General features: G+C 64.3%; 5 protein-coding genes. 3 read left to right on the forward strand and 2 right to left on the reverse strand.

The genetic code is table 11. From position 1 onward, the window contains the following. Window positions 1–67: 67 nt before the first annotated feature. The 3 genes from SPMU_RS07350 (at window position 68) to SPMU_RS07360 (ending at window position 9263) form a co-directional block, all read left to right on the forward strand. Window positions 68–3082 (forward strand): glycosyl hydrolase family 28-related protein, encoded by a 3015-nt coding sequence (locus SPMU_RS07350; RefSeq protein ID WP_088333252.1) that lies wholly within the window; start codon window positions 68–70, stop codon window positions 3080–3082. A 39-nt stretch (window positions 3083–3121) separates the two neighbouring features. Beyond that, complete coding sequence (locus tag SPMU_RS07355) at window positions 3122–6142, forward strand: TonB-dependent receptor plug domain-containing protein (RefSeq protein WP_425442144.1); 3021 nt, start codon at window positions 3122–3124, stop codon at window positions 6140–6142. Between the two features lie 85 nt (window positions 6143–6227). After that, a complete protein-coding gene (locus SPMU_RS07360; RefSeq protein WP_088333253.1) occupies window positions 6228–9263 on the forward strand; it encodes a glycosyl hydrolase family 28-related protein in 3036 nt (1011 codons plus the stop codon). Window positions 9264–9457: 194 nt separating this feature from the next. Here SPMU_RS07360 and SPMU_RS07365 read toward each other — a convergent pair whose 3' ends face one another. Further along, the gene (locus SPMU_RS07365; protein WP_088333254.1) at window positions 9458–10453 is read right to left on the reverse strand and encodes an SMP-30/gluconolactonase/LRE family protein; all 996 of its coding nucleotides are present in this window, start codon (window positions 10451–10453) and stop codon (window positions 9458–9460) included. Beyond that, window positions 10450–11559, reverse strand: coding sequence for a Gfo/Idh/MocA family protein (locus SPMU_RS07370; protein WP_088333255.1), 1110 nt, complete (start codon window positions 11557–11559; stop codon window positions 10450–10452). The genes SPMU_RS07365 and SPMU_RS07370 overlap by 4 nt, the downstream gene beginning before the upstream one ends. Between the last annotated feature and the right edge of the window lie 242 nt (window positions 11560–11801).

Here is an 11801-nt window from a genome sequence, read left to right on the forward strand (position 1 = left end):
CCACGGCCGGAGCGTATCAGCGGCAAGTCGCGGTAATCGCCCGTGACGGGTGTACATGGGAGAGGGAATGCGCACGAGCCTCATATTGGCCGCGTTGCTGGCAGCATCGGTGTCTCCTGCCGCCTTGGCGGCGCCGACGTCCACATTTCCGGTGCGCCCGCAAGATCCCGCGGCGGTGATTGTAAAGGCCAAGGGTGACGGTCGCGCCGACGATACTGCAGCGATCCAGCAGGCGCTAGACAATGCACGCGACAAGACCGGCCACGGACTGGTCTTCTTGCCATCCGGCCGGTACCGCATAACGCGCACCTTGATCGTGCCGATCGGTGTGCGGGTATTCGGCACCGGGGCCACGCGGCCAGTGCTGTTCTTGGCTCCCAACACGCCCGGCTTTCAGCAAGGCGTATCCACGATGGTCGTCTTTTCCGGCGGCGACCAGTACAATGTGGGCGACGTGCCGGTGCCGGTGCCCACCGTTGTCCCGCGCGACAAGGTGGTGCGTGACGCCAACTCGGCGACCTTCTATTCATCGATGAGCAACGTCGACATCGAGATCGGCGACGGCAATCCGGCCGCCGCGGGCGTGCGTTTCCGCGTCGCGCAGCACGGTTTCCTCAGCCACATGGAATTCCGTCTCGGTTCTGCCTTTGCCGGCGTCTACATGGCCGGCAACGTCATGGAAGACGTGCATTTCCGTGGCGGCCGCTACGGCATTGTCAGCGAGAAAACATCGCCCGCCTGGCAGTTCACGCTACTTGATTCCACCTTTGACGGTCAGCGCGATGCGGCGATCCGCGAGCATGAAGCGCGGCTGACAATGGCCAATGTCGCGATCCGGAACACGCCGGTCGGGGTGCAGATCGATCAAGGCTATGGCGATAGTCTGTGGGCTAAGAATCTCCGACTGGAAAATGTAACGCGTGCCGGGCTGGTGATCGGCGAAGAGAAAAGCGTTTTTACTCAGATCGGCCTCGACAATGCCGTGGCGAGCAACGTCCCGACGCTGGTGCGCTTTGCCGGTAGCGACCGGACGATCCCGGGACGTGCCGGCGCCTACCGCGTCGCCTCGTTCAGCCATGGTGTGAAGGTCGATGGATTGGAGTCGGTCGGCAAGACCGCCACCGATGTCGAGATCGCGCCGTTGCGTACGGTCCCGGCAGCAACAGCGCCGGTGATCCGCCCGCTGCCGGCCATGGAGGAATGGGCCAACGTCAAGACATTGGGCGTACGCGGAGACGGCAAGGCCGATGACACCGCGGCCATCCAGCGCGCGATTGAGGCGCATCGGGTGCTCTACTTCCCGACCGGGTTCTACATGGTCTCCGACACGCTGCGGCTGAAGCCGGACACGGTGCTGATCGGCATGCACCCCGCGATGACTCAGCTCGTTATCCCCGACGATAACCCGCGCCACGCCGGCGTCGGCAGCGTGGTGCCGATCCTTGAAACGCCGCTCGGCGGGCGAAACATCGTTCAAGGTCTTGGCCTGTTCACCGGCCGCATCAACCCGCGCGCCGCCAACATCGTGTGGCGCTCGGGCGCCGACAGCCTGCTGAACGACGTCAAGATCATGGGCGGCGGGGGCACCCCAACAGTCGATAGCCAGGGCCTGGGCGCGCGACGTGGCGACACGGGCGACTTCATCGCGGCCAACCGCTGGGACGCGCAATATCCCAGCATCTGGGTGGACGGCGGCGGCGGCACCTTTGCCGATATCTGGAGCCCCAACACGTTCGCGAGCGCAGGCTTCTACGTGTCCAACACGCGCGTGCCCGGCTTTGTCTACGAAATGTCGGTCGAGCACCACGTCCGCAACGAATTCGTGTTCGACAACGTCGAGAATTGGGAGCTGCTGGCACCACAAACCGAACAGGAAGTGGGCGAGGGCATGGACGCCAACTCGCTCGAGATCCGCAATTCCAGGAACCTGCTGTTCGCGAACTACCACGGCTATCGCGTGACGCGGAACTACCACCCCGCGCCTATGGCGGTGAAGCTGTTCAACTCGTCCGACATCCGCTTTCGCAACGTCCATGTGAATGCTGAAAGCGGCTTTGCGACCTGCGATGCCAATGGCTGCGGCACGTTCCTGCGCGCCAGCAAGTTCCCGTTCGAGAACACGTTGCGCGACATGACGCACAAGCTGGATGTGCGCGAGCATGAGTTCGCGCGATTGGACGTGCCCGCCAAGCCTGCCGCGCCTGCGCTGTCGCGTTTCGGGGGCGAGGTGAAGAAGCTGGAGGACGGCTTCTGGTCGATCTCGGGCGGCGCGGTCGATGCATCCGGAGCGCTCTATTTCGTCGAGCGCCGCTTCCACCGCATCTACCGTTGGAGCGAGGGCAAGGGGCTGGAGATCGTCCGCGACCAGTCGCTCGATCCCGTCAACCTCGCTGTGGACGGCTCGGGCAAGCTGCTCGTGCTGTCGAGCGGCGGGCCCGAAGCCAGCGTTTATCAAGTCGATCCCCGCCGCCTTGATCTGGAGGTGTCACGGGTCAGCGCCACCGCCACAGCCCCGCGCGCCAACGCGCGCGTGTTGCTGCCTGCCAATTGGTGGAACAATGGCGAGTTCCGGGACCAGTATGATCCCGCGCGCGATCACTTCACCACTTTGGGCGAGATGTTCGCCCGTGACGTCGCCGCACCCAAGCAACGCGAGTACGTCTCGGCAGATGGCAGCCTGGTGCTGCCCGCCTTCCGCACCTTTCAGCAAGGTCCGGCGGATCCGACCGGTTGGCGCTGGTCGGACACGCTCCAGGCGCACGGTTTCGTATCCGGCAAGATCGGCGAGCGGGTGTTCGTGACAAACTCGTCGGAGAACAAGACGTACAGCGGCGTCGTTGGCGCCGGCGGCACGCTGACTGACCTCAAGTCCTTCGCCGACCGTGGCGGCGAAAGCGTGGTACAGGGCCCCGATGGCCGCGTCTTCGTCGCGAACGGTCAGGTCTTTGCTTACGCCCGCGACGGCCGTGCGCTGGGCCGCATCGACGTGCCCGATCGGCCGCTCCAGCTGCTGTACGGCGGCGCCGACGGGCGCACCTTGTACATCCTGACCCACCACGCGCTCTACGCCGCGCGCCCGTAATCAAGACAAGCAGAACATAATAGACAGGGGAGAACCTTCGTGACCAACCTCAACGCCGATCTGCCGCTTTCTCGCCGCCGGACGGCGCTGCTCGGCACCAGTGTGGCCGCGATCCTGGCCGGAATAATGGCGGTGCCGGCTATGGCTCAGGACGTCGGTCCGCCTGCCAATCAATCAGATCAGACGCCAGCGGCACCAGGCACGTCATTGCAGGCGAATGCCGTGGATCAGGCGGAAAGCGGCGCATCGTCGGACATCATCGTTACCGGATCGCGCATCCAGTCGAGCGGTTTCAGCGCCCCGACCCCGACTACCGTCATCGGTGTCGAGCAGATCCAGCAGAATGCGCAGCCCAACATCTTCGCCACTATTGCCCAGCTGCCGTCATTGCAGGGTTCAACCGGCGTCACCACGGGTACCAACAGCACGTCGAGCGGCACGCAGGGCCTGAGCTCCTTTTCGCTGCGCGGCCTGGGCACGATCCGCACCTTGACGCTGCTCGATGGCCAACGCGTCGTCGGCGCCAACGTTACCGGCGTGCCGGACATCAGCCAGTTTCCGCAATTGCTGATCGAGCGCGTCGACGTGGTCACCGGCGGCGCATCGGCCTCTTATGGCTCCGACGCAGTTGGTGGCGTCGTCAACTTCATCACAAACAAGCGGTTCACCGGCATCAAAGGCAATCTTCAGGGCGGCATCAGTACCTATGGGGACGATGAATCGGTGCTGGCGCAGCTCGCCGTGGGCAAGTCATTCGCCAACGATCGCCTGCACGTGATCTTGTCCGGTGAATATTCGCACGAGGCCGGGATCGGCCCAGGTGGCTTTGGTGAGGCTGGGCCGGCGGGGCGTGATTGGTACACCACCGCCACCATCGTGAACCGCGGCATCTTCAACGATGGCCGCCCGCAGTTCAACTATCGCGAGCATGCGCAGGCCTATCAGTACACGCTGTACGGCCTCATCAACAACGGCCCGCTCCAAGGCATTGCGTTTGACCAGAACGGCCAGCCGTTCAACTTCAACTATGGTTCGAACGGGGTGCCGACCCGCAACAATACGGGCAACGTCACCGGCTGCTATGTCGGCTTCTGCATCGGCGGCGATCTGTCGGGCAATGTCGGGATCGGCACCACGCTGAAGTCCCGGCTCGATCGCTACAACGGCTATGGGCGGATCGGCTTCGACCTCGACGCCGACAACGAGATCTACGCCACCGTCAACATTTCGCAGGTCGATACCAGCAATCAGCCGAACCCGGGTGCGGCGCAGAGCAGCCTGACGATGCGCTGTGACAATCCGTTCCTTCCCGGCTCCGTCGCCGCGGTCTGCCCTGCATCGGGCACCTTTGGTTACGGCGTCAGCAACGCCATCCTCCCGAACATCGAGGTGCGCCCGTCGCGTAAGCAATATCGCTTCGTCGGCGGCGCCAACGGCAAGGTGGAGGCGTTCGGCACCGACTGGCGCTACGATGCCTATTTTGAGCATGGCGAGAACATCACCGACATCAACGTGCGCAACATGCTCGTGCCGCGGCGTTACCTGCGGGCGATCGATGCCACGCGTGATGCGAATGGCACCATCGTCTGCCGCGATCCGGTGGCGCGCGCCAATGGATGCCAGCCGATCAACATCTTCGGCGGAGCGACGCCCTCCTCGGCGGCGCTCGCCTATCTCCAGCCGGCGAACGGGCCGTTCCAGCACACCCGTCAGACGCAGAATGTCGCCAGCGCGAACCTGTCCGGCGACCCCTTCTCGACCTGGGCGGGTCCCGTCTCGATCGCCACGGGCATCGAATGGCGGCACGAATTCTATCACGTCACCGCGGACCCCTATGGCAATGGCAATCTGACCGGCGCGACGGCGTACAACCAAGCCTATCCCGCCGATCCGCTGTTCGATAACGGCGGCGGCAATTGGTATGCCGGCAATTACCGCGTCGGACGCGGCGCCTATTCGGTCCTCGAAAGCTATCTTGAGCTCAACGTTCCGGTGCTCAACGATCCCGATGGGCTTGGCACTGCCAACATCAACGCGGCTGGCCGCGCTACCAATTACAGCACGTCCGGCACCGTCTATACGTGGAAGGTGGGCGGCACCTGGGATACGCCGCTGGACGGCGTCCGGCTGCGCGCGGTCACCTCGCGCGATGTGCGCGCGCCCAATCTATCGGAGCTGTTCGCCGCGCCGATCTCCGTAAACGTGCCGAACTTCACCAATCCGTTCAACAACACCGCCGTGATCATTTCGCAGAACACGATCGGCAATCCGGCGCTGGTGCCGGAAGCGGCACGCAACACCGAATTGGGCATCGTTCTGTCACGGCCGCAATGGCTGCCGGGGCTCAGCGTCTCGGTCGATTACTACAACATCAAGATCAAGGACGTGATCTCGGCGCTCGCCCCACAGCAATTGGTGAATTACTGCCAGCAGGGCGTCACGCAATTGTGCGGCGCCTTCTTCCTCGATGGCGTCGGCGGACAAGGCAATTTCGTCAACGTCCAGCCGTTCAACCTTGCCTCGATCGAGACCGAGGGGCTCGACATCGAGGCGAGCTACCAGCATCGGCAGCCGTTCGGGTTGAAGGGTTCGTTCACCGTGCGCGGCCTTGCCACGCATGTGATGCGCTATGTTACCGATCTCGGGCTTCCCGGCACGGTGCCGATCGACACCGCCGGCGTGAATTCGGGTGCGACGCCGTCTTGGAAGTGGTTGACGACCCAGACCTATGCGCAGGACGAATTCTCCATCCTTCTTCAACAGCGCTGGTTCCCAGACGGGCTGTTCGGCGGCCAGTATGTCGTCTGCCAGACGAGTTGCCCGGTTTCTACCGCCAATGCGCCGACGATCGACACCAACACGATGAAGGGGGCCTTCTATTTCGACGTCGGCGGCACCTACAATATTTCAAAGGCGATAAGCGCGTACTTCAAGATCGATAATCTTTTTGATCGCGATCCCACGCCATCGCCGCAGACGAATACCGGCATCGACATCAATCCGCAGCTATATGATATCGTCGGGCGCGTCTTCCGTGCGGGCGTCCGTTTCAGTTTCTAGATCCTTGTTCCTGCGCGCAGCCCCCCCCTGCGCGCCACTTTCGTCCCGGCCTTACCGCCGGGACGCTTTTCTTCGGAGATGCGTGATGATCGTAGGTTTCCTGCGCCAGACGGCAGCAATCGTGATGTTCGCCGCCGCGACGCCAGTGACCGCACAGGTTTCGGCCTACGTCACCGCGCCGTCGGACGCCCGGGCCATCACCGTGCGCGGGATTGCGGACGGCCGAGCCGATGACAGTGCCGCCATCCAGCAGGCGATCGATGCCGCGGCGGATCGTGGCGGTGGCGGGATCGTGTTCCTGCCGGCAGGCAGCTATCGGATCACCCGCACGATCTACATCTGGCCTGGTGTGCGCTTGTTCGGCGTCGGGGAACAGCGGCCGCGGATCGTGCTTGGCGACAACACGCCCGGCTTCCAACGCGGGCTGGCCAACATGATCATCTTCGCTGGCGCGCGCCGGGGGGAAGCGGAAGGCCAGCGCGTGCCGTTTCCGCCGCCCGGCAGCGTGCCGTTTGATCGCAACATCCCCGATGCCAACTCGGGGACCTTCTACTCGGCCGTAAGCAACGTGGACATTGCGATCGGTGCCGGAAATCCGGCGGCCACCGCGATACGGTTCCATGCCGCACAGCACACCTTCGTGAGCCACATGCGGTTTGATCTCGGATCCGGGCTGGCCGGGCTCTACCAGGTCGGCAACATGGGCCAGGACCTTCACTTCCGCGGCGGCCGCTACGGCATTCTCGCGGAAAAGACCTCTCCTGCCTGGCCGTTCGCACTGATCGATTCGACGTTCGAGGGGCAGCGCGAGGCTGCGATCCGTGAGCACGAGGCGGGGCTGACGTTGGTGAACGTCGCCATCAAGGATACGCCGGTCGGCATCGATATCGACAAGGGCTATGGCGATTGGCTGTGGGGCAAGGACGTCCGTTTCGAGAACGTCAGCCGTGCCGCAGTGATCATCTCGAACGAAGACAACGTTTATACCCAGGTCGGCTTCGAAAACGCGCTTGCCGCCGGCACGCCGGTCTTTGCGCGTTTCCGTGACAGCGGGCGAACCGTGGCAGGGAAGGGCGCTGCTTATCAGATCGCCGACTTCAGCCACGGGCTGTCCGTGCCCACGCTGGGGCAAATGGGCGTCTCCAAGACCGTGATGGAAGCAGCGCCGCTGCAAGCCTTGCCCACCCGTCGCCCCGCGGCGCTGCGCTCACTGCCGCCTACCACGCAGTGGCACGACGTTCGTCAGGGCGGCGCCAAAGGCGATAATAGCGCCGACGACACCGCCGCTATCCAGCGCGCCATCGATACCCATCGCGTCGTCTATTTCCCAGCCGGGCGCTATGTCGTGACGGACACGCTTCGGCTGCGGCCCGATAGCGTGCTGATCTCGCTCCATCCCGATCTTACGCAGATCGTTCTGCCGGACGGGACGCCCGCGTTCCAAGGTGTGGGCGCACCCAAGGCGTTGATCGAAACGGCGCGAGGCGGCGATGCGATCGTCTCGGGTCTAGGCCTGTTCACCGGCGGCATAAACCCGCGGGCAACGGCGCTTCTTTGGATGGCAGGCGCCAATTCCATGGTGGATGACGTGAAGTTCCAGGGTGGGCACGGCACCGGCCTCGCCGATGGCAGCCGCTTCAATCCCTACAATGCCACTGCAACCGGCGATGCTGATCCCGCAAAGCGCTGGGACGCGCAATATCCCAGCCTTTGGGTGACGCAGGGTGGCGGGGGAACGTTCAACAACATCTGGACACCCAATACCTATGCGCAGTCAGGGCTGTACGTCTCCGACACCAGCACGCCCGGCCACCTGTATCAGATGTCCGCCGAGCATCATGGTCGGGTGGAGATTGCGCTCAATCGCGTGTCCAACTGGGAATTGCTGGCGCCGCAGACCGAAGAAGAAGGCGGCGAGAGTCCGGACGCCGTCGCGCTGGAGATCCGCGACTCGCATGACATTCTCGTCGCCAACCTTCACGCTTATCGTGTCACCCGCACGAAAAAGGCCAAGCCTGCCGCGGTGACGCTGTACAACAGCCGCAACATTCGCTTCCGCAACGTTCATGTGAATGCTGAAAGCGGCCTGGGCACTTGCGACGAGAATGAATGTGCGACGTTCCTGCGGGCCAACAAATTCCCGTATGAGAATGCCATTGTCGACATGACGAGCGGCCTGCAGGTGCGCGAACGCGAGTTCGCGCGCCTTGATCTGGGCGACACAACCCCGCCGCGGCCCCAGCCGGAAACCATCGGCACGGCCGCAGTGGAAAAGCTGGCGACCGGCTTTGATGCGCTTGGCGGCGCGACGACGACGCCGGACGGGACGCTCTTCTTTGTCGATCGCACCCAGCAGCGCATCTATCGCTGGGACGAGAAGCGCGGGCTCGGGATCGAACGCGACAACACGCTCGATCCGGTCAATCTCGCCGCGGATCGGTCCGGCAACCTGCTCGTGCTGTCCGCCGCAGGACGTAACGGCACGGTGTACAGCTTCCGCCCCGGCGCTCCGGGAACCGAACTGACGCTCGTTCCTGCCGTTCCGGCACAACGGCATCCAAGCGCCGCTATCGCCCTGCCCGGTAACTGGTGGAACAATGGCGAGTTCAAGGACCAGCTCAATACGACGACTTATCAATTCACGACATTGGCGCAGTTGTTCGCCAGCGATGTCGCGACGGCGCCCGAAAAGGTGCATGTTTCGCCCGACGGCAGCCTTCTTCTGCCTGCCTATCGCGTGTTCCAGCAAGGTCCGGCAGATTTCCGTGCACGGCGCTTCTCGCATGCGCTCGACACTTATGGCTTCGTCACCGCACGCCCCGGAACCCGCGTTTACGTCAGCAACGCTTCCGAGGCACGAACCTACAGCGCCTTGGTCGGGCCCAGCGGCGCGCTAACTCAGCTGCAGAAGTTTGCCGAGCGGGGCGGAGAGAGCGTGGCTGCGGAACCGAACGGCCGTGTCTTCATCGCGAACGGCCAGATCTTTGTTTACGATGCGGATGGCCGGGCTCTTGGTCGGATCGACGTGCCCGAACGCCCGATCCAGCTTCTGTTCGGCGGCGCCGACGGGCGCACGTTGTTCGTCATTGGTCATCATTCGATTTACCGCCTTCGTCCCTGAAAGGTGAAAGACCTCAAGAACAGCGGAGTTTTCAGACCATGTGCGGATCGGAACGGGGGCAGCCTCTCCGAGGTGAAAGGCTCCCCTGAGACGGCGCAAGGCGATCGGTTCGCAAAAGACGCAGCTAGCGCGGGAGCGGGGCTGGGCGGGAGGCCCTCCGCGGTGAAGCACCGCGGCCCCGGCCACCTCGCTTGCTAGCCACGCAGGCCGATGCGGCAGAGCTCGTCGGAGGACGTCAGGAACAAGCTTCGTCCGCCTTCCCCGATGCAGGCATTAGCCACCACCTTGCCCGTCGAGACGATGCCCAGCAGCCGTCCGTCGGGCGCGAGCACGTGCACACCGCCGGGACCGGTCGCGAACAGATAACCGGACGGGGCCACGTCCATGCCGTCGGGCAGGCCTGGCCACCCGCGCGCGAAATGCGGCCGCATGTCGTGGAACACGCGGCTTGGGGTCGGCATGCCAGCGGTATCAAGAGCATAGGCAAGCACTTCCGGCCGTGCCTCATCCGACAGTGACAGGTAAAGCGTACGCCCGTCTGGCGACAGGCCGATGCCATTGGGCCGCTTGTGGCTGCCATCAACCAGGGTGATCCGCCCGTCGGGCGCTCGCCGATACACGCCGTTCACCGCTTGCTCGCGCAGCGGAGAGGCATCGCCGCCCTCCAGCCCGTACGGTGGATCGGTGAAGTAGATCGCGCCGTCGGTCGCGACGACCAGATCGTTGACGCTGTTGAAGCGCTTGCCCTCGAACCGGCCGGCCAGGACGGTGCGCTTGCGGGTTGCAAGATCGACCCGCACCACCGCACGCGTGCCACTGTCCGCGATCAGGAGCCGGCCGCTTGCGTCGAGCGCCAGCCCATTCGCGCCTGCCTCCCGCACCCCCACCGGCACCGGCCCCTGCAATCCGGACGGATGAAGAAAGCGCTCCACACCCCGCGCACGCGACCAGCGGTAAACAGTGTTAGCAGGGACGTCCGAGAACAGCAGGTAATTGCCGCGCGGGACCCAGACCGGCCCCTCCGCCCAGCGATATCCGCGGCCGAGCACTTCCGGCACAGCCCGCACGTCAAGGATCCCGTCCAGTTCGGGGTCGAGCCTCGTGACTCCTGCACGCACGGGCTCGGCCCTGAGCTGCGCGGCGAAAGCGGTGGCGGCGAGCCCCGCGAGGAGGGACCGGCGCGCGATCACGCCGACAGGCTTACATGCCGGCGCTCGCGCGCGGAGCGATAGATCGCCTCAATGACGCGCAGATCGGCGAGCCCTTCCTCTCCCGAGACGATGGGCTCCTTGCCGGCACGGACACACTCCGGAAGATGATCGAGCTGTGCCGCGAACTGGTTGCGACGCGGGGCAGGCAGGACCCTGGGCATGGTTACGCCGTCCTTCCGGATCCGCATGGTCTGCCCCTCGTACGATGTCGCGGGCTCGAGGTCGATCCACCCGTCTGCGCTGACGACACGGTAGCCGTTGTGCCCCGAGCTGTAGCTGGAGACGCAGTTCGCCTCGATCCCTGAGGGAAAGCGGAGCAGAAAGCTGATCCGGTCCTCCACCGTTCGGAAGCGCGGATCTGATCGGTCCGTCGCTTCCACCGCGCTCACCTCGATGGGTTCTTCGCCCGTCAGATATCGTGCGGCGTTGAGGCTGTAGATGCCGATGTCCATCAGCGACCCGCCGCCCGACATCCTGCGGTCGAGCCGCCACTGGTTCGGTTGCGCGTTGAAGCCGTGTTCGGCGGTGATCAGCCGAGTGCGCCCGACATGGGCGCCGCGTGCCAGTTCGATCGCCAGTTGGTTGTACGGCTCGAACCGACTGCGATATCCGATCATCAGCTTGGTACCGGCACGCTTGCATGCCGCGATCATCGCTTCGCACTCCGCTGCCGACACAGCCATCGGCTTTTCGCACATCACATGCTTACCGGCGCGGGCCGCGCGGATCGTATATTCGGCGTGCATCGAATTGGGCAGGATGATGTACACCGCGTCAATGTCCGGATTGTCCCGGATGCGCTCGAAATTGGCGTAGCTGTAGCGGTGCGTCTTCGGGATATTGTATTCGGCGCCGTAGCGGTCCAGCTTTTCAGGCGTACCGCTGACCAGCGCGACAAGGCGTGCATGGTCGCAGTTCTTGAAATTGGGCATGATCTGGCGCGTGGCATAAGAGCCAAGCCCGACCACGGCATAGCCGAACGGTCGCTTGCGCGCCTGTGCCCCCGCCATGCCGGGCAGGCACGCGAGCGCTGCACCTGCAGCCAGCCTGCCGATTACGTCCCGACGATGTGTGCCTTTGCTCATCCGCGTCTCTCCCGTTCTTGCTCCCGCCGGCAGGTCGGCGCCTGAACGGCGTTGGTGCTACGCCCCGCGCCACCGCAAGCGACCGGATGAACTGCATTTTCACCCCAGCAACGTCGGCGTCCGAGCACTCTAACGGTGTGCGCAGCGCGGTCCAGCGCTCGATGGTCGTATAGGGGCGGATGACCTTGCTGGCGGCAACGCCGTTAGCATCGGCAACTAGGTAGCGCCCGGCGGAGGCGCGC

Source organism: Sphingomonas mucosissima (genome assembly GCF_002197665.1).
Classification (GTDB): domain Bacteria; phylum Pseudomonadota; class Alphaproteobacteria; order Sphingomonadales; family Sphingomonadaceae; genus Sphingomonas; species Sphingomonas mucosissima.

Excerpts from the sequence above, each read along its gene's own strand:
- SPMU_RS07350 (WP_088333252.1), top strand. The coding sequence starts at position 68 with ATGCGCACGAGCCTCATATTGGCCGCGTTGCTGGCAGCATCGGTGTCT.
- SPMU_RS07360 (WP_088333253.1), top strand. The coding sequence starts at position 6,228 with ATGATCGTAGGTTTCCTGCGCCAGACGGCAGCAATCGTGATGTTCGCC.
- SPMU_RS07370 (WP_088333255.1), bottom strand. The coding sequence starts at position 11,559 with ATGAGCAAAGGCACACATCGTCGGGACGTAATCGGCAGGCTGGCTGCA.